Origin of the sequence: Luteolibacter algae, from assembly GCF_042683045.1 — a bacterium.
Classification (GTDB): Bacteria; Verrucomicrobiota; Verrucomicrobiia; order Verrucomicrobiales; family Akkermansiaceae; genus Luteolibacter; species Luteolibacter algae.
Genome location: NZ_JBHUIT010000002.1, coordinates 401,044 through 419,481, shown reverse-complemented (window position 1 = coordinate 419,481; position 18,438 = coordinate 401,044). Strand labels below are relative to the sequence as shown.

The window sequence follows — 18,438 nt, the reverse complement described above, 5'->3', positions numbered from 1 at the left end:
GCCGCAGCGGAAACAAATCAGCCTTTCAGCCGGAGGAACGCTGGAAGAATCTTGAGAAACAACGAGTTTTTCCCGCCGCGCGAAAGTTGCTGGGCGACGAGATCCTCGGAGGCTTCCGGATCCGCCGGAGAAAGTGAGCTTACCCGGTAGTCTCCGGAATCGATTTCCTTCAAGAGGTGGTTCGAGCGATTTTCCCGGCTCACCCGGACAATCGTTTCGTCACATGAAATTTCCACAAGAGCCAGTGGTGCGCATTCCTCGCCTGCTTCCAGCTCCACGCAGATGGAGTTTCCTGATTTCGTGGTAAAACTATTGTTCGCACCGATCTTCCATCCGGCTTGAACCGCAAGCCAAGCCAGTATTTGCAGGGCGGTGTTCTCGTGAGCGGAATGGTATCCGATCCGGACTTTGGAGATTTTTCCCAGCATCGTCTGCGCCACGGTATCATCGAAAAGCCCCGCGATTCCCACCCGGAACTGCCAGCAGCGAGTCCAGGCAAGATCCTGCACCACCAAGCCACTGTTGCCGCTCACGGCCTCATTGATACGGATGAAACTGCCAGCCACATCCGACCAGGAAGAGCTATCCACGATCAGCCTGTCCATCACACTGGCGAGACGCTCGGTGAAAACGTCCGAGAGCTCACCCTGCCACCAGAAGATCAGCGGAAGGTCTGAATTCAAGTGGGAGAAAACCGTATTCCGGAAACGTCCTGTCACCCGCCCCGTGAGACGGAAGGCAATCTGCTCACAGCAGATCGATTTCTGCCCGTGGGAAAGGTGACAATGAGCGGTGATCCATGCCCGGAGGCTCGCGGCTTCCTTGCGATTGATTTCCACAAGGATCGCGCGGCAGGCGTTTTCACGGGTAAGATTATTGATAATCCGGGAGTTCTCCAGCAAACCACCATCACGCTCCGTGTAGACCACAAGGTTCATCAGAGACGCATTTGTCCGTGCCTCGTCCTGCTCCCACAGGGTTCGTAATTCCTTATCGATATCGGAGACTTTTACCTCCGTTCCCAGTTCTGCGTAATTTTCCATACTGGTATTCGGATTAAAGCCTGCGCCACGCGAAGCCGTCTTTTTTGATCATCTCATCCGCCTCGCGCGGTCCCCAGGAACCTGCAACAAACTCTGCCATCGGCGGTTTGTTATCGGACTCATGCCAGGCACGCTCGATATGATCGATGAAACGCCACGCCTCTTCCACCTCATCGCGGCGGGCGAAGAGAGTGGCATCACCCGCGATCGCATCGAGGATAAGACGCTCGTAAGCTTCCGGGCTGCCTTTTCCGAATGAAGTCGCGTAATGGAAATCCATTTTCACCGGCTCCAGGCGCAGGCTTGTTCCAGGAATTTTGGAGACCATACGCAGTGATATCCCCTCATCCGGCTGGATGCGGATCACCAGGACGTTGCCGCCCGGGACGCCTCCTGGAAGTGCGCTGAAAAGCACACAGGGTGCATCCTTGAAGTGGATGGAAATTTCCGTCGATTTTTTCGGCAAACGCTTGCCCATACGAATGTAGAACGGCACTCCGCTCCAGCGCCAGGTATCGATCAACAAGCGGACAGCCACATAGGCTTCGGTTTCAGATTCCGGGGAAACGCGGTCTTCCTCGCGGTAGCCGGGAACAGGATTCCCATCGACATGGCCAGCTGTGTATTGGGCGCGGATGACGTTTTCCGCAACCTTTTCCGGAGTGTCCCACTGACGGAGCGAGCGGATGACCTTCACTTTTTCATCACGCACACCATCCGCGGAAAGATCCGTTGGTGGCTCCATGGCCACTAGACTGAGGAGCTGCAAAAGGTGATTCTGCACCATATCCCGGAGTGCGCCTGATTTCTCATAGTAACCTCCGCGGCCACCTTCCATACCAAGGTTTTCCGAGCAGGTGATCTGCACATGGCTGATGTATTTGCTATTCCAGAGAGGCTCGAAAATCGCGTTCGCGAAACGCAGAACCATCAGGTTTTGCGCAGTTTCCTTACCCAGATAGTGATCGATGCGGTAAGTATCACTCTCATGGAAAGTCTCGTTGACCACCTGGTTGAGATGCTTTGCCGTCTTAAGATCCGTGCCGAAGGGCTTTTCCACGATCACCCGCGACCAGCAGCCTTCCTTCGCTTCGTTCAAACCTGCGCCTTTGAGATTCAACAGAATATCATCGAAAAACTCAGGTGCGGAAGCGATGTAAAACAGGCGGTTACCCTTGCCGCCACGGCCGGCATCAATCTCATCGAGCCGTTTCGACAACGACGCATAACCATCGAGATCCGTAAATTCCGACTGATGGTAGGTCACACTGGAGATGAATTTCCCCCAGATCTCCTCATCATGGCCACTGCGGGAAACTTTCTGGTTGAGCTCCTCCAGGCCGGCTCGGAACTCTTCGTCCGATTTCTCACGACGCGCGAATCCAATGATATTCACCCCGGTCGGCAGCTCGCCATCAACGGCCAGATTATAAAGCGCGGGGATCAACTTGCGATGCGTGAGATCACCAGTGGCACCAAAAATGACCACCGTGCAGGGTTCAGGGCGGTTGCGGGAAACGAGATCTTCTCTGAAGGGATTGGACATGGAACTGCCGGAAGTTTCAACGGAAGCACCCCGAAAGGGGAAGCCTAAACAGGTGGCGGAAGTGAAATCCGGCTCATCTTCTCTGTGAGAGCCACGATTGCTCCCCGGACCGCGTTTCCATTTTTTTGGAATAGCACATATCCGCAGACCGCATACTTTAGCGCATGCTTGAAAAAAACGGACAAACGCACAGCACCGGACTCGGCTATCTCATGTGGATTTTCGGCTTTATCGGGGTTCATCGTTTTTATTACGGGAAACCCGTCTCCGGGATAATCTGGCTGCTGACAGGTGGCGTATTCCTTATCGGCTGGATCGTCGATCTGTTCCTCATCCCCTCCATGGAAAAGGAAGCTGCGGGCAGATACTCCACCGGCACCTATGATTACTCCGTCGCCTGGCTGCTCCAGCTTTTCCTCGGCCTATTCGGCATCCACCGCTTTTACCTCGGCAAAATCCCTTCCGGCATCATCTGGCTTCTCACCGGCGGCCTCTTCGGCCTCGGCTGGCTCTACGACTTCTGCACGCTGAACGAGCAAGTGGATGAGAGGAATAAGGCGGTGGGGTAACGGGCTTTCCGCGACTTCTACCCAACTGTCCCATCCCAAAGTGGAAAGCCGACTTCTTGGCGGTAGATATCACTCCAGAAGTATATTCTCTCAGTTTTATTTCTGGAAGCACCTGTCATAAATAGATTCGCGCAGTGATTCATAACCGTATGCAGGCGTTTCATGATACGTCATATAAAGCATGTTGGTAGCATCTACGGGAGTCATCAAAGCAAGAAAATTCAATAAGCCATCTGCCCTGACATCCTTGAACCCAGAATGAAACCCACCATGAGCGACTTTAGAAAGCTCATGATAGGCACCACGATAAATTTCCTCCAACTCGCAAAGCTCGAAGATCCGAAACATCGATAAATCCTTGGGATAATCTGGATCCACCAACCCCTCAAACTTCTGCAGATCTTTCTCGAGATCGCTTACCTTCAAAATCAGCATAGCTGAATCGGAGCTAGGAAGTTTCGCCAGCTTGTTGAGTTTAATGATGACAGTCTTCACTTCGTGGATCATTAAAGCCACCGCATTTGTGGGCGACCGCCTGGCAAAATCGGCTTTCATATAGCGCTCCAACGAAAGGCGGGCGAGAACCGGTAGATCGTGATGCTTATCCTGTTCAATCAGCGTGTAAAATGACGATGATGACCTCATTGATCCTTTTGCCATCGAGTATAAATACTGTTGCTGAACGATCTCTGCATTATAGATGTCTGACTGGTTGGACAGCCAGTTTTTGAGGATGGGCTCGCTAAAGCTCACAACACTTTCGAAGTGGTTCATTTTTGGAGTGGATAGTGTTTCATTCCGAACGCTAAGAAGGAAAGAGTGCTACTATAAAAATCTGATGAAAATGGGTCGTCGTGTCAATGCGACTACTGCCAAGTATCTTCCAGCTGCGGACGTCGTAGAACATAACGAAAAAGCAGCCGTGACATGGTAATCACGGCTGCTGTGAGAGCTGGAGCTATCGCGATTTCCAGATCGGGGTTCCTTTCTACCAAGGAAGCGGGAATGCCTGGTTGAAAGCGAAAACCTTCTCGCGGATGGCGTGAAGCTTCTCGGTATTTTTGTGATCCGCGAGAGCTTCTGCGATAAAGTCCGCCACTTGCTCGACGTGGGATTCCTTCATCCCACGGGTGGTGACCGCCGGAGTGCCGATGCGGATGCCGGATGGCTTCATCGGGCTGCCGGTATCGAACGGAATGCCGTTTTTGTTCACGGTAATCCCCGCCTCATCCAGTGCGAGAGAAGCCTCGGAACCGTTGAGACCCTTCGGGCGGAGATCGACAAGCATCACGTGATTGTCCGTGCCGCCGGAGCAAACGCGGAAGCCGTGGTGGGTGAGACGTGCGGCGATTGCCTGGGCGTTTTTAACTACCTGCTGTGAATAGGCTTTGAACTCCGGCTTGAGCGCCTCGCCGAAGCAAGCCGCCTTCGCCGCGATCACGTGCATGAGCGGACCGCCCTGGATTCCCGGGAAGACCTGGGAATCGATCTTTTTAGCAAATTCCGCCTTGCAAAGAATGATACCGCCGCGTGGACCGCGCAGTGATTTATGGGTTGTGGAAGTGACGAAATCGGCATGCGGCACCGGATTCGGGTGAACTCCGGCAGCAACAAGGCCAGCGATATGCGCCATATCAACAAAGAGATAGGCTCCGATCTCACGGGCCAGCTTGCCCATGCGCTCAAAATCGATGATACGCGAGTAGGCGGACGCGCCGACGGTGATGAGAGCAGGCTTCAGCTCGCGGGCGGTTTTTTCAAGCTCCGCATAATCGATGCGCTCGTCTTCAGGGGAAACCCCGTAATGTGTGACATCGTAAAAGCGACCGGAGAAGTTCGCCTTGTGGCCGTGGGTAAGGTGTCCGCCGTGGGCGAGATCCATGGTGAAAATTTTATCACCCGGCTTCAGCACGGAGAAGTAAACGGCAGTGTTCGCCTGGGAGCCGGAGTGAGGCTGCACGTTCGCGTGTTCCGCGCCGAAAAGCTCTTTTGCGCGCTCTATGGCGAGAGTCTCGACAACATCGACGTATTCACAGCCACCATACCAGCGCTTACCGGGATACCCTTCCGCATATTTATTGGTGAGCAGAGAGCCCTGCGCTTCCATAACCGCAGGCGAGGCAAAATTTTCCGAGGCAATGAGCTCGATGTGGTTCCGCTGGCGGTGCTCTTCACCGACGATAGCCTTGTAAAGTTCAGGATCAGTCTCCGCGATGCGACTGCCTGATGACTTGCAAACGCGGGCCTCATGTCTACCGCCTTCGAACTCGGTGGTAAGGAAGGCTTCCACCATCTTCTTCGCGGTCTCGGCATCGGTATCTTTTCCGCTGAGGCAGATCACATTCGCATCATTGTGTTTACGGGTGATGACCGTCTCTTCCACGGAGCGGACATTTGCAGCGCGCACGTGACGGAAGCGGTTCGCGGCGATGCACATCCCAATCCCGGATGTGCAGGCAAGAATGCCATAATTGAAGGTATCATCGGAGACATTGCGGCCAACGATATTGGCATAATCGGGATAGTCTACGGAATCGGCGGTGTGTGTGCCGAAATCCTCTACCACATATCCGCTCTCCCGGAGGTGAGCGACGATTGCGTTCTTCAATTCAAAAGCGCCGTGATCGGCGCCAACAGCGATGCGGATGGAGGATTTGCTCATAAGTCGGGGACGTGCCGGCATTGAACGCTGGCAAACCCGGATTGAAAACCGGAAAGTTTACGGAAATTTCACCTGGTGGGTGCAAAGTGTCTATTCCCGCGAAAACTGTGGATTCCCCCAGGCATCCCTGATTGCGGGACACCATCGCTACCGCTTCCGCGATAAAGCTGCAATTCACGTATAAACCCTGCCTTCATTTGATATAAGCCGGGTAAACATTGTCGATTTTCCAACAACCGTGTGATGACACCGTATTCAATCCCCGAAAAAACGTGGTTTCTCGGAGAGTTCTGCAAGTTTTTCTGGTAGTAAGCATCACTTCTAATCAGATTTTTCCGGTAACCGCCTCGCAAACTCCAAAAATCCAAACATGCACGCACTGACTCTGATATCGTTCGTCCTATTCACCGCCTTCGCGGCAGGACTCACCTGGTTCCTCACACGGAAGGATGAATCCAGCACATCCGAGGGCTTCTTCCTGGGTGGTCGATCCCTGACTTTCCCTATCATTGCCGGCTCCCTCTTGCTGACCAACCTCTCCACCGAGCAGATGGTGGGCCTGAATGGAGCGGCGTTCAAAGACGGACTCTGCGTGATGGCTTGGGAAGTTGTCGCAGTCATCGCCCTTGTCCTGATGGCGATGTTCTTCCTGCCCAAGTTCCTCCGCACCGGCATTACCACTGTGCCCCAGTTCCTGGAAAATCGCTTCGATAAATCCACGCAAAGCCTGGCGAACATGATTTTCCTTCTCGCCTACGCATTTCTTCTCATTCCGATCATTCTTTACAGCGGCGCGGTTGGCCTCTCCCAGATGCTGGACCTGAAATCGCTCACCGGCATCACCGAGCCTGTGAATTTCTTCGGGAACGTCGTCCAGCCGGACACAGTCATCCTCTGGATGACGGTCTTTCTCATCGGCATCATGGGCTCGCTCTACTCACGTTTTGGAAACCTTAAAACCCTGGCCGTTCTCGATACGATCAACGGGATCGGGCTTCTTGTCGGCGGTGTGATGATCGCTTGGTTTGCCCTCAACAAGGTCAGCAATGGCGAAGGTATCCTGGAAGGTTGGAGTATCCTCAAGGAAGCAAATCCTGATCGACTCAATTCCATCGGCAGCCCGGAAACCAGCGTTCCGTTCAGCACTCTCTTCACCGGTGTGGCACTTCTCAACCTCTTCTACTGGTGCACCAACCAGCAGATCATCCAGCGCACCTTCGGCGCTAGCAGCCTCGCAGAAGGTCAAAAGGGCGTGCTCCTTACCGGTGCGCTCAAGCTCCTCGGGCCGATTTATCTGGTGATTCCCGGCATCATCGCCTTCCACCTCTATGCAGCGGACGGTATCTCCAATGACTACGCCTACGGCACTCTGGTTCGTGGTGTTCTTCCTCCATATCTCACAGGCTTCTTCGCAGCAGTCATGGTCGGAGCCATTCTCAGTTCCTTCAATGCTGCATTGAACAGCACCTCCGCGCTTTTCAGCATCGGTCTCTATCACCACGTCATCAATCCAAAGGGCTCGGAACAGCAGATGGTGAAGGCTGCCAAAATCTTCGTGGTCGCTATTGCCATCGCAGCAATGTTCGTGGCTCCGCTTCTAGCCGGCCAAGACAGTATTTTCAAATACCTTCAGGACATGAACGCGATCTACTTCATCCCGATTTTCGCGGTTGTGGTAGTAGGTATGCTTCACAAGCGCGTTCCCGCGAAGGCGGCATTCGTGGCTCTCATCCTCGGTCTCGTTATGATTGCGGTGAAATATTTCATCCCGGGTGTCGGTCCGGCCGTAGACAGTGTTTTTGTTTATAACTTCCATTTCCTCGGCTTCGTCTTCGCCAGCCTTGTCATTCTCATGATCGTATGGGGCACCGTGGCTCCACGCCCGACCGCATGGATTCTGGAGACCACCACACCGATCGACATGACTCCCTGGAAAAATGCTAAATGGGCAAGCTTGATCCTGATCGTTGCAGTCATCGCCATCTACGCGTTTTTCGCTCAATAAGCGCCAATAACCAAGAATCCCATTTAGAATCCGGCTCATGCTCGCTCCGAATCCACCAATCGCTGATCTCGTAAAAATCGCCAAGGACGAACTCAAAGCCCGCTACGGCAAGGAAGCAACCATCGTTGCCGCAGCTCCGGGACGGGTCAATCTCATCGGCGAGCATATCGATTATTGCGATGGATTCGTGCTCCCATTCGCCATTGAGCGCACGGTGGTTATCGCAGCGGCTCCCAATGGGACCACGGAAGTCCGTGCCGGCACGGCCTTTACCTCCGAGACCGCCTGCTTCGCCGTTTGTGCGCCGCAAAACAAGGCAACTCCCAAGTGGTCGAACTATCTGCGGGGTGTGATTCACGGCTTTCACGAGCGGGGTGTGGAAGTCCCTGGATTTGATGCGTTCATTATCTCCAGCCTTCCTGGTGGTGCTGGCCTTTCATCGTCCGCCGCCCTTGAGTGTGCTGTTGCAGTCCTCATTCTCGGCCTCACCGGCAATACGATGCCTACAAAGGAAATGGCCCTGCTCGCGCAGAAAGCGGAACACGATTACGCAGGGGTCCCCTGCGGAATCATGGATCAATTTGCCTCCGCTTTCGGGAAAGACGGCGAGCTGGTTTTGATCGATTGCCAAACCGGCGAGCCTGAAATGGTTCCTTTCAAACATGACGATCTCACCATCCTCATCTCCAACACAAAAGTCTCCCACGAGCTTTCCGATGGAGGCTATGCAGCCCGCCGGAAAAACACCGAAGACGGCCTGATCGCGATCGGAAAAGGCAGCTGGCGCGATGTTTCCCCTGCAGATCTGGATGCAGCCAAAGAAAAGATGGATGAGGTAACCTACCGCCGCTCCCGTCACGTTGTCGGCGAAATCGCCCGCACCATCGGGGCTGTGGAATCCTTGCGCAAAGGAGACTTCCAGGAAGTCGGCCGCTTGATGTACGAAAGCCACAATTCGCTGCGGGACGATTTTGAGGTCTCCTGCCCGGAGTTGGATCAGCTGGTCGAAACCGCCGCCACGCTAGGTGCCGCAGGCGGCGTCATCGGCGCCCGGATGACAGGAGGCGGCTTTGGCGGATCTACCGTTACACTCTGTGAAGCCAGTAAGGCCGAAGCCATTGCAGCTGCAATGGTGAAAAGCTACGAAGCAAAGTTCGGCTTCCCACCGGAAATCTTTGCAAGTCGCCCGGCTGAAGGTGCTCGACGTCTGTCTTGAATGTCAGGCTGCTGCTCCGTGCAAAAAGTTCGCACCATTTGTTGCAATGCCTTGCAAACTGCATCGCATTCGGAAGTGCCGAGATGCCACCTGCCGCCGGAATCCCTTTTAAAAGCTAGGGTTTGGGCAATTTGCCGTGAGTGGCATATTTCGCGCAATAGGTAGAGGTATCATGAATCCACTATTTATCAGCAAGACCGTCGAACAAACTTCCAAAAAACCTCCACTTCGCATGGTAGCCATGGCAGCCGGTGCGGCGACCATTCTCGCACTCGCCTCAACTTCATGTGCAACCACTCGCGGATTCGGCCAAGACGTCGAAAAAGTCGGCGACGAGATCCAGACCCACGCAACACACTGACCCCTTACCTTGTAAGCCATAGCATAACACCGCCGGTTAGGTAATTTTACCTTCCGGCGGTTTTTTTGTCCTCACTAACCACCCTCAACCGCCGAGGTAGCTCATTTCCGCCTTTTTCATCGCGACTTTTCCTCTCAGCTCCGAGTAACGATCCACCCTTGCCCGCCATATATCCTCAACAACGGAGGAAACCATACGGTCCCCCAATCCACCGCGTAAAATACCGCGCAGGTCATGGCCGGATTCCGCGAACAGGCAGGTAAAAATCTTTCCGTCTGCGGAAAGTCTCAGCCGTTGGCAATCCCGGCAAAACGGAGAGCTGACCGATTGGATCAGCCCGATTTCCTGTCTGCTTCCAAGGTGCTTCCAATTCACCGCTACTTCTCCCCGGTAGGCAGCGGCTCTGGGCTGCAGCTCGAATTCCGTGCCGAGAATTTCCAGAATTTCCGCCCCGGGAACTACCTGCGACATATCCCATCCATTCGTCTCGCCAACATCCATGTATTCGATGAAGCGGAGGTCGACATCCGCTTCCCGCGCCCACCTCGCCAAAGGTAGGATCTGATCTTCGTTCACACCCCGCTGGATGACGGAATTTACCTTCACCGGTAATCCAAAGTTTTTCGCAGCCAATATTCCGGCGATGACGCGATCCACCTTTGCGCCGGTGCCATTCATCCTGGCAAAAATCGCGGGGTCGAGAGAATCCAGAGACACAGTCACCCGGTTCATTCCAGCTAGCGCAAGCTCCTCCGCATGATGGGAAAGCAGGACACCATTGGTTGTCATCGCCAGATCGTGGACACCGTCGACAGCGGCGATCATCGCCACGAGATCCGCCACTCCGCGTCTCAAGAGAGGCTCCCCTCCGGTCAGACGGATCTTTCCCACACCCAGAGGCACGAGAATCCGCACAAGTCTCACCATTTCCTCGAACGTCAGAAGGTCATCCTTCGGCAAAAATGCGTAACCCGGGCCAAATACTTCAGCTGGCATACAATAGCGGCACCGAAAATTGCAGCGATCCGTTACAGATATTCTCAAATCCCTCACACCTCTCCCCAGCTTGTCCTGCAAATCCATCACCTCTAAATACTGCATTCGCTGTTCCGAATTACCAAAAAATTTCCGGATAGGCTCTAATCTTCCGGTCGCCTGCACGTTGACACGGGAAATTGCCTTTGATAGTTAAGCTTTATGGAGGATCCCGATTTAACCAAAGAATGGTATGTGACCCACGAAGGGCAACAATTCGGGCCAGTCTCTTTGGACGATCTCAAATACGAAGCCGAGCGTGGCAAACTCAACCCACGCCTGGATATGGTCTGGAAGGATGGGATGGAAGACTGGATCCCCTCCGGCGAGATCGAAGGATTGTTCCAGAAAAACAAGGATGCTTCTGGTGAAGCCGTAGAAGATTCCGCCACAGCTTTCACCGAATTCCAACCTGAAGAAACTCCCGAGGAAAGACTGAGAAACGAAGGCCGATGGCCCGGTGTCTCACGCAGTGTTTTCTTCTTTATGAGCTATATCTTCCCCGTGATCTGGTTGGTGGCCCTCTCCTTTGTCTCCCAGCAACTGGCCGGAAGCGTCGCTGCCGACCAGCTTGGACTGGGTGTGGCCGTGCTCTCATTCCTACCGATTATCGTTTCACTGATCGCCCTGCTGAAGCGGTTCCAGAATTTGGCGATGACCCGCTTATGGTTTCTCGGCCTCTTCATTCCCTTGCTCAATATCTGGCTGGGCTATCGGCTTCTGGTCTGCCCGGAAGGCTACGCTGATCATAAAAAACTCGATACGATCGGCTGGATTCTCGCGATTCTCTACTGGGGAAGCTTTCTCCTGGCGATCGCCGCAGCGATCTTCGTCGCCGTTTCGATGACGCAGACGGGTCCTGACGATCCATACCGGGAAACCATCGAGAACTTCATCCGCAAGATCGAAGAGGAAAGACAAATACGCTCCGCCCAGTGATCCAAACTTCAAAAGAGACCGACGAGCGCCTAGAAGCCGCCAAGCGGACAGACGAGACCTCGGTGCCCACAGAAATCTGGTGCCTCCACGGTGCCGTGGGCACAGCCTCGGATTGGCGCTCCTTGGCCAGTCAGCTAGCTAAGCAGGGAATCGCGACCCGTGCGGTCGATCTCTGGCGTTTTCTCCAGTGCGAGAGTGTGCCCATGCCAGAATTCGGCAAACGGCTTAATGCCGATGCTGCGGGCGAAGTCTCCCGGGGCCAGCGGCGTGTCTTGCTCGGCTACTCCATGGGCGGCCGGCTGGCATTGCATGCACTCTTGGAAAAAGGCCCGTGGGATGCGGCAATCATTATCTCGGCGAATCCAGGCTTGAAAGATCCTGCGGAAGCCTCCGCCCGCCGCAGCCATGACACACTGTGGGCAACCCAGGCGCTGACAATTGGTTGGGGAGAATTTCTCCAAAAATGGAATTCGCAATCTCTGCTTGGCGGCGCGATGAGAGACGAGCGCGAGGACAAAAAACTGATTCAGCGGCGGCGCGAGATTGCCCGCAGTTTTGTGGATTGGTCTCTGGGCAATCAGCAGCCTCTCTGGGACAGACTAGGCGAAATTGATATTCCCGTCCTTTGGATCGCAGGAGAACAAGACCCAAAGTTCCACGCCTACGCCGCGGAAGCATCGGCGCTTGTCCCTAGTTCCATTTTGAGAACCGCACCGGAAGCCGGACACCGTGTTCCCTGGGAAAATGAAAGCTGGCTACAGGGAGAGATTTCCAAGTTTCTCAAATAAAAATAATATCCCTCCGTCTCTCGGCGGCTCAGGAAAGTTCAGCACTGTTATTTGAAAAAAGCCACGCCTCCCGGGCGGGAAACGTGGCTTCGGTTTAGATTTGGTAATGAGGGAACTCCCTAGAAATGGATGGCGTGTCCTTCTGCCGCGAGAGTTGCCTCGTGGATGACCTCGGACATTGTCGGATGCGCATGAATGGTCGCGTGGATTTCATCCATGGTGAGTTCCTGATCCAGCGCCAGGCCCATTTCCGCGATTAGCTCGGTGGCATTGTCCCCGATGATGTGAGCACCCAATAGCTCGCCATGTTTCTTGCCATAGAGAAGCTTTGCGAAACCATCTGTCTCGGAGGCTGCGACTGCTTTACCGATTGCGACGAATGGGATTTTTCCAACGGTATACTCCACGCCTTCCTCTTTGAGCGCGCGCTCGGTTTTACCAACGGAAGCAACCTGCGGATGGCAATAGGTGCAACCCGGGAAATTTGTGACCTTGCGGGGTTTGAAGCCATCCACAAATAGGCCGTCAACACATTGGAAAGCCTCGAAAGACGCAACGTGCGCGAGCCATGGCGGCCCGTTGATATCGCCGATTGCATATACACCCGGGAGATTTGTTTCATAGCGATCGCCCACCGTGATGTAGCCTCGCTCATCCAGTGCAGGCTCCTGCCCACCCGGGAGAACCGGCTGGATGCCAATTGCCACCAGGCAGACATCCGCAGAGATAGTTCCGTTTTCCTTGGGCCCTTCCACGGTGATTTCCACGCGGTCACCATGGTCCTTGGTTGCGGTCACTTTTGTATTTGTGAGGCAGCGGATCCCTTGTTTTGTGAGGGATTTCTCAAGAGCCTCGCCAATTTCAGTATCTTCCACCGGAAGAATATTGGGCAACATCTCAATGACGGTCACCTTCGTGCCGAATGCGTTGTAAATGTAGGCAAACTCGATACCGATAGCGCCCGCACCGATGATGATCATTTCCTTTGGCTGTTCTGCGAGAACCATTGCCTCCTTCGAGCCGATCACCGATGTGCCGTTGAAAGGAAGCGGCGGGAGCGGACGGGATTTACAGCCGGTGGCAATGATGATGTTTTTTCCCTCGATGACCTGTTTGGCACCATCCGCTGCGGTCACGCCTACTTTTCCTTCGGACTCGATGGAGCCAAAGCCGCGGATATAATCCACTTTGTTTTTCTTGAAAAGAAACTCGATGCCGCCTGCAAGACGATCCGAAACCTTGCGTGACCGGCCGACAACCGCGGACCAATCATAGGAGAGCCCCTGGATCTGGAGACCCATTTCACCGGCTTTGTGCATCAGCGTCTGATAAAGCTCGGCATTTTTAAGGAGCGCCTTGGTCGGGATACAACCCCAGTTCAAGCAGGTGCCGCCAGCTCGGTCAGCCTCGACACAAGCAACTTTTTTTCCATGTTGGGCCGCGCGGATTGCAGCGACATATCCGGCAGGGCCGCCACCAATGACAATGAGATCGTAAGACATAGTAATTTCTTGAAAAGAGTTCGCGCGCCGAGACTGGTGCGGGACCGCAGGATTGTCAAAGAGGGAAGCGCGGAATCTCCTCACTCATCTTGATGAGAGGCGCGAAAGTGAAACTTCATTGAAAATATCGTTTTTCAGCTAAAAGCCAGTCAATGCGTCAGCAGAAGTGTTCAAAAATTGTATACTTTCATCAAATTCGCGGACAACGCTCCGGATTTCTGCAAAAAAACATCGATTTTTTAGCAATTTACGGTTTTCAACTACGTTTCCATAGGAAAAAACACGGCGATTTCTCTTATCACCCGCAGCGCATGAACTTCCGATCCAAGACGATTGAGCCCGCCCGACGGCCTCATGAATCCTCGGAGCCGGGATCCCTCGCTCGCCCGAAAATACTATTCCAACCTATTTATCCCACCGGCATCCACGGCTTCAATTTCAAAAAAGGCCACACCACTGCCTCCTGAACTCCTTTTCCCAATACCCCCTTTATTATTTATGAAACCACTGAATCGCGCCACAGCCGGAGACTTACCGAATTACCCAGAACGCATCATACAGTTCGGAGAGGGAAATTTCCTCCGTGCGTTTGTTGACTGGATGATCCAGCGCATGAATCAGAAAGTCGGATTCAATTCATCGGTAGCAATCGTCCAGCCCATCGAGCAGGGCCTGGCCGATATGATCAACAAGCAGGATGGACTGTATCACCTTTTCCTGGAAGGCATGAAAGATGGCGCCGTAGTGAAGGAGAGCGAACTCATCAACTGCGTGACCCGTTGCCTGAACCCATACAGCCAGTATGCCGAATATCAGCAACTTTTCGAGAGTCCGGACGTTCGCTTCGTCATCTCCAACACCACGGAAGCCGGCATCCAGTGGGCGGAGGGCGAAAGCCTGGATATGGAGCCACAGAAGTCCTTCCCGGGAAAAATGACAGCTCTTCTTTATAAGCGTTTCCAAAAATTCGAGGCAGCTGCGGACAAGGGCCTTATCGTAATTTGTTGCGAGCTCATCGAAAACAACGGTGACAAGCTCAAGGAATATGTTCTGCGCCATGCCGCCGACTGGCAGCTGGAGGCGGGTTTCACCGAATGGTTGGAAAACTCATGCTCATTCTGCTCCACATTGGTCGATCGTATCGTCCCGGGATTTCCCCGTGAGACCGTCAAAGAGTATCAGGCTGAAGTCGGCTTTGAGGACAACCTGATCGTTGTTGGCGAGTATTATCACAATTGGGTGATCAAGGCTCCGGATTGGGTGGCAAAGGAATTCCCGGCCGATCAGGCGGGGCTCACCGTTAGTTTCGTCAACGAAGAAGAGCAGCGGAAAATCCGTGATCAAAAGGTGCGCATCCTCAATGGCTCCCACACAGGCACCATGGCTGTCGCTTACCTCAGCGGCTTTGATACCGTCCGTGAGTCCATGGAGGACGAGGCGCTCGGCAAATTCGTCCGCCAGATGCTGGCACAGGACATCGTGCCGAATATCCCGGGCGACCAGGAATACCTTCAGAAATTTTCCGAAAAAATCCTCGAGCGCTTCTACAATCCATTTATCCGTCACCCCTGGTTGACGATCTCGCTCAACTCCATGAGCAAGTGGGAAACCCGCGTGCTACCTAGTCTCCTTGATGCCAGGAAAAACACCGGCAGCATCCCACCGCGCCTCGCGCTTTCTCTCGCAGCTCTGCTTGCATTCTATCGCGGCAAACGCAACGAGGAATCATACGATTGTAAGGACAATGCGGATATCATCGAACTCTACGACAAAGTCTGGTCTGGTTACGATGGCTCCCCGCAAGGTCTCCGCCAGCTGGTGGAAACAGTCCTCGGCTATGAGAAAAACTGGAAGATGGATCTCAACGCCATCGACGGCCTGACCGATGCAGTTACCGAAAAGCTGGGGCGCATTCTGGAAATTGGCGCTTATGAAGCCATGAAAGAGACCCTTTCCTAAGCTGTTCCTTCCGTTCTTTTTGCCATGACTCCTTCAACTTCCCAAGCTGCCCCGATCGATGGCTTCGCGCGTTTCCCCCTTCCGGGAGACAATGCGGTCATCGCGACACAAGACCTGAAAAAAGGTCAGCAATTGCTTCACGACAGTCGCACGATTCTCATGCGGCACGATGTTCTCACCGGACATCGTTTCGCCGCACGGGCGATCCGCGAGGGAGAGCTGATTACCTCATGGGAGTATCCGTTTGGCCGTGCGATTCGTGATATCCAGCCGGGCGAATACCTCTGCAATCAGGGCGTCCTTGATCGCTTTTCCATCCAGCAGGATCCGAAATACCGCGGCCTCGATATTCCGAAGGAGCCAAACTTCATCGACGACATGCCGCCTTACTCCTTCGATGAGTCTGCGTGGTCTGCCCCGAAGCCGCTGACAAAGTATGAGACATCCCGTAGTTTCAAAGGTCATTTCCGCGGCCCACGCGGCACAGGAACCAGGAATCTCGTTGTTATCCTTGGCACCACCTCGCGCACTTCCGCCTTGGCACAACGTGCTGCCGAGAGTTTTCAGGGAAAAATCGATAATTTTGACAATGTCGATGACGTCGTCGCCATCCGTCACACGGAAGGAGCGGAAACCGACGCCGAGGAACGCGAAAGGACTCTGCGCACGCTTTCCGGTCTGGTCACACATCCCAATGTCGGTGCATTGATCGCGATTGATACACAGACCGAAGGAGAAATCACCAATGCCGAGCTCCTGCAATGGATCGCGAACAACGGCCCGGATGTCAGCGACCTGCCAGTCCATTCGGTCACAGCCGCGGATACCTTCGAGAGCGATCTCGCGAAAATCTGTGCGGAAACCAGCAAAGGCCTGAGCGAAGCAAACCAATCGGTCCGCACAGAGCGCCCGTTCTCCGAACTGAAGATCGGTCTCAACTGCGGGGCATCGGATGCATTCTCCGGCATCAGCGGAAATGTGCTCTCCTCAGCAATCGCAAGGGAGGTGATCTATTACGGCGGTAGCGCAAACCTTACCGAAACTCCGGAACTCGCGGGCGCGGAGGACTACACGCTTTCCTACATCGCGGATCCCGGGATCGGGCCACGCTTTCTTTCCATGCTTGATCGCTTCAAGGCCCAGCTCGGCTGGCATGGTGGAAAGGTCGATAAAAACCCTTCCGAGGGCAATCTTCTCGGCGGGCTCTACAACATCACTTTGAAATCGTTGGGCGCGGCGATCAAACGCGATCCGGCAATTCCCATCGAGCACGTTTCAGAATACGGCGAACGAATGGCCTCACCGGGATTCTATTTCATGGATGGTATGGGCGGTGACATTGCCAGCTATACCGGCCAGGCAGCTGCGGGCTGCAATATCGTGCTCTTTGTCACAGGACGCGGCACACCGACAAACTCTTCCATCGTCCCAACCGTCAAAATCGTAAATACCACCGAGCGTTACGAGCTGATGAAGGATGATATTGATATCAACGCGGGACGCTACCTCGACGGTATGTCGATGGAAGATCTCACCGCCGAGAGTCTCGATAAGATTGCTGCCATCGCTTCGGGTGAGCGCACCAACGGAGAAAAAGCCCACCAGAACATCGATCTGCTCTGGAGGCGGAAATTCTTCATGGAGCCACCGTCCGACCATGCTCCCTTGATCGCCTCGCGGCTTCCCGGCGATCCTATCCCGCTGAATCGGGAAGCTTCGGCAAACGAACTGGATTTCACTTTCGAGGCAGTTTTGAAAAACGGCCGGGCTGTTCCGAAGGATCGCGTCGGTCTTATTTTGCCGACGGTTGGCTGCTCGGTTGCCACTGCGGAGCAGGCGGCACGCCGCCTCAATGAAAACGGTGAGCTTCTTGCCAGCGGGAAAGTCTCGCGCTTCGTCGTGTTGACTAATACCGAGGGCTGCGGAGTCACAACGGGCTCGGAAATCATCAATTTTATGCTCAGTTACTCTTCCCATTCCTTGGTCGAGCGTTGCGTTTTCCTTTCGCTGGGCTGTGAAATGGTTTCCCTCAACTTCCTGCGCTCCGCGATGAGCGGCAAAGACGTTGGCTTCCCGGAGATCACCGAGGCAATCAAAACCCGCCAAATCGATCTTGAAAACTTCGGATGGCTCACCATCCAAGGCTCCCGCGGCACAGCGAACACCATCACAGCGGTAGACTCCTGGTTCCGGGAAGAATTTTCAAAGACACCCATCCCCCAAAGAGCCGAGGGTGCGGGTAAGGATCTGAGCATAGCGATCATGTCCGGCGAGGATTTGAGTGATGGTCTATCCCGAGCTCTCGCAGAAGTAGCCCGGCAAATCGTTGGCCAGGGAGGCAGCGTGATTCTTCCCGAAAAAGACCCGCTTCGCGATTGCGCGGTGTTCCGAAAAGCCACCGGGGTATCGGAATGGACACCCACCTTGAGCTTCGCCCAAGATATTTCCACTCCCGGTTTTCATATCATGCAGTGCATCACGGAAAACCCGGTTGAGCTCGTCACCGGACTGGGAGCCGCTGCAAATATGATCCTTCACGCCTCCGGGAAACGAGCCTGCATCGCTCACGCTCTCACCCCGACTCTGAATGTCACGGATCTAAGCACATCAGATGATTTCGATCTCAAACTATCAGCCGAAGATGCCGCGCAATGGCCACAGCAGCTGGCAGACTTGATTTCAGCTACAGCATCGGCCAAACACATGCCCCGCCAAAATGCCATCGGCCAAGTCGGCAACCAGATTGCTCGCGGCGCACGGGCCCACGCAATCTAACCGGTTCGATAGCATCCTGTCTGATCCGCCACTGTGCT

At 54.2% G+C, this 18,438-nt stretch carries 14 protein-coding genes; 8 read left to right on the top strand and 6 right to left on the bottom strand.

Annotated features, from left to right (window positions below; all coding sequences use genetic code 11):
• Positions 1 to 17: 17 nt before the first annotated feature.
• Both ACFSSA_RS03045 and zwf read right to left on the bottom strand, forming a co-directional pair.
• On the bottom strand, positions 18 to 1,043 hold the full coding sequence (locus tag ACFSSA_RS03045) for a glucose-6-phosphate dehydrogenase assembly protein OpcA (RefSeq protein WP_386818298.1): 1,026 nt from the start codon (positions 1,041 to 1,043) through the stop codon (positions 18 to 20).
• 13 nt (positions 1,044 to 1,056) lie between these two features.
• Complete coding sequence (gene zwf / locus ACFSSA_RS03040; RefSeq protein ID WP_386818297.1) at positions 1,057 to 2,589, bottom strand: glucose-6-phosphate dehydrogenase; 1,533 nt, start codon at positions 2,587 to 2,589, stop codon at positions 1,057 to 1,059.
• Between the two features lie 164 nt (positions 2,590 to 2,753).
• Here zwf and ACFSSA_RS03035 point away from each other — a divergent pair, with 164 nt between their 5' ends.
• A complete protein-coding gene (locus tag ACFSSA_RS03035; RefSeq protein WP_386818296.1) occupies positions 2,754 to 3,158 on the top strand; it encodes a TM2 domain-containing protein in 405 nt (134 codons plus the stop codon).
• Positions 3,159 to 3,254: 96 nt separating this feature from the next.
• On the opposite strand, the gene ACFSSA_RS03030 is transcribed toward ACFSSA_RS03035, so the two are convergent.
• Positions 3,255 to 3,932, bottom strand: coding sequence for a DUF5677 domain-containing protein (locus ACFSSA_RS03030; protein ID WP_386818295.1), 678 nt, complete (start codon positions 3,930 to 3,932; stop codon positions 3,255 to 3,257).
• 214 nt (positions 3,933 to 4,146) lie between these two features.
• Positions 4,147 to 5,820 (bottom strand): ribose 5-phosphate isomerase B, encoded by a 1,674-nt coding sequence (gene rpiB, locus ACFSSA_RS03025; protein WP_386818294.1) that lies wholly within the window; start codon positions 5,818 to 5,820, stop codon positions 4,147 to 4,149.
• A gap of 370 nt (positions 5,821 to 6,190) precedes the next feature.
• Here rpiB and ACFSSA_RS03020 point away from each other — a divergent pair, with 370 nt between their 5' ends.
• From ACFSSA_RS03020 to ACFSSA_RS03010, 3 genes are all read left to right on the top strand, one after another.
• Positions 6,191 to 7,825, top strand: coding sequence for a solute:sodium symporter family transporter (locus tag ACFSSA_RS03020; protein ID WP_386818293.1), 1,635 nt, complete (start codon positions 6,191 to 6,193; stop codon positions 7,823 to 7,825).
• Between the two features lie 37 nt (positions 7,826 to 7,862).
• Positions 7,863 to 9,041: a galactokinase gene (gene galK, locus ACFSSA_RS03015; RefSeq protein WP_386818292.1), complete on the top strand. Its 1,179-nt coding sequence runs from the start codon at positions 7,863 to 7,865 to the stop codon at positions 9,039 to 9,041.
• 172 nt (positions 9,042 to 9,213) lie between these two features.
• Entirely contained in the window at positions 9,214 to 9,402 is a 189-nt protein-coding gene (locus ACFSSA_RS03010) for an entericidin A/B family lipoprotein (RefSeq protein WP_386818291.1), read from the top strand.
• Positions 9,403 to 9,486: 84 nt separating this feature from the next.
• On the opposite strand, the gene moaA is transcribed toward ACFSSA_RS03010, so the two are convergent.
• A complete protein-coding gene (gene moaA / locus ACFSSA_RS03005) occupies positions 9,487 to 10,503 on the bottom strand; it encodes a GTP 3',8-cyclase MoaA (RefSeq protein WP_386818290.1) in 1,017 nt (338 codons plus the stop codon).
• Positions 10,504 to 10,599: 96 nt separating this feature from the next.
• On the opposite strand from moaA, the gene ACFSSA_RS03000 reads away from it, so the two are divergent.
• Together ACFSSA_RS03000 and ACFSSA_RS02995 are read left to right on the top strand one after the other, a co-directional pair.
• Positions 10,600 to 11,376 carry a GYF domain-containing protein gene (locus ACFSSA_RS03000; RefSeq protein WP_386818289.1) on the top strand — a complete coding sequence of 259 codons (777 nt, stop codon included), beginning with the start codon at positions 10,600 to 10,602 and terminating at the stop codon, positions 11,374 to 11,376.
• Complete coding sequence (locus ACFSSA_RS02995; RefSeq protein ID WP_386818288.1) at positions 11,373 to 12,164, top strand: alpha/beta fold hydrolase; 792 nt, start codon at positions 11,373 to 11,375, stop codon at positions 12,162 to 12,164. Before ACFSSA_RS03000 ends, ACFSSA_RS02995 begins: the two co-directional genes overlap by 4 nt.
• Before the next feature lie 119 nt (positions 12,165 to 12,283).
• Here ACFSSA_RS02995 and lpdA read toward each other — a convergent pair whose 3' ends face one another.
• Positions 12,284 to 13,666, bottom strand: a complete 1,383-nt coding sequence (gene lpdA, locus ACFSSA_RS02990) for a dihydrolipoyl dehydrogenase (RefSeq protein ID WP_386818287.1) — start codon at positions 13,664 to 13,666, stop codon at positions 12,284 to 12,286.
• A gap of 498 nt (positions 13,667 to 14,164) precedes the next feature.
• On the opposite strand from lpdA, the gene ACFSSA_RS02985 reads away from it, so the two are divergent.
• Both ACFSSA_RS02985 and ACFSSA_RS02980 read left to right on the top strand, forming a co-directional pair.
• On the top strand, positions 14,165 to 15,625 hold the full coding sequence (locus ACFSSA_RS02985) for a tagaturonate reductase (RefSeq protein WP_386818286.1): 1,461 nt from the start codon (positions 14,165 to 14,167) through the stop codon (positions 15,623 to 15,625).
• A 24-nt stretch (positions 15,626 to 15,649) separates the two neighbouring features.
• Positions 15,650 to 18,400: a UxaA family hydrolase gene (locus ACFSSA_RS02980; RefSeq protein WP_386818285.1), complete on the top strand. Its 2,751-nt coding sequence runs from the start codon at positions 15,650 to 15,652 to the stop codon at positions 18,398 to 18,400.
• The last annotated feature ends 38 nt before the right edge of the window (positions 18,401 to 18,438 follow it).

Excerpts from the sequence above, each read along its gene's own strand:
- ACFSSA_RS03045 (WP_386818298.1), bottom strand. The coding sequence starts at position 1,043 with ATGGAAAATTACGCAGAACTGGGAACGGAGGTAAAAGTCTCCGATATC.
- zwf (WP_386818297.1), bottom strand. The coding sequence starts at position 2,589 with ATGTCCAATCCCTTCAGAGAAGATCTCGTTTCCCGCAACCGCCCTGAA.
- ACFSSA_RS03035 (WP_386818296.1), top strand. The coding sequence starts at position 2,754 with ATGCTTGAAAAAAACGGACAAACGCACAGCACCGGACTCGGCTATCTC.
- ACFSSA_RS03030 (WP_386818295.1), bottom strand. The coding sequence starts at position 3,932 with ATGAACCACTTCGAAAGTGTTGTGAGCTTTAGCGAGCCCATCCTCAAA.
- rpiB (WP_386818294.1), bottom strand. The coding sequence starts at position 5,820 with ATGAGCAAATCCTCCATCCGCATCGCTGTTGGCGCCGATCACGGCGCT.
- ACFSSA_RS03020 (WP_386818293.1), top strand. The coding sequence starts at position 6,191 with ATGCACGCACTGACTCTGATATCGTTCGTCCTATTCACCGCCTTCGCG.
- galK (WP_386818292.1), top strand. The coding sequence starts at position 7,863 with ATGCTCGCTCCGAATCCACCAATCGCTGATCTCGTAAAAATCGCCAAG.
- ACFSSA_RS03010 (WP_386818291.1), top strand. The coding sequence starts at position 9,214 with ATGAATCCACTATTTATCAGCAAGACCGTCGAACAAACTTCCAAAAAA.
- moaA (WP_386818290.1), bottom strand. The coding sequence starts at position 10,503 with ATGCAGTATTTAGAGGTGATGGATTTGCAGGACAAGCTGGGGAGAGGT.
- ACFSSA_RS03000 (WP_386818289.1), top strand. The coding sequence starts at position 10,600 with ATGGAGGATCCCGATTTAACCAAAGAATGGTATGTGACCCACGAAGGG.
- lpdA (WP_386818287.1), bottom strand. The coding sequence starts at position 13,666 with ATGTCTTACGATCTCATTGTCATTGGTGGCGGCCCTGCCGGATATGTC.
- ACFSSA_RS02985 (WP_386818286.1), top strand. The coding sequence starts at position 14,165 with ATGAAACCACTGAATCGCGCCACAGCCGGAGACTTACCGAATTACCCA.
- ACFSSA_RS02980 (WP_386818285.1), top strand. The coding sequence starts at position 15,650 with ATGACTCCTTCAACTTCCCAAGCTGCCCCGATCGATGGCTTCGCGCGT.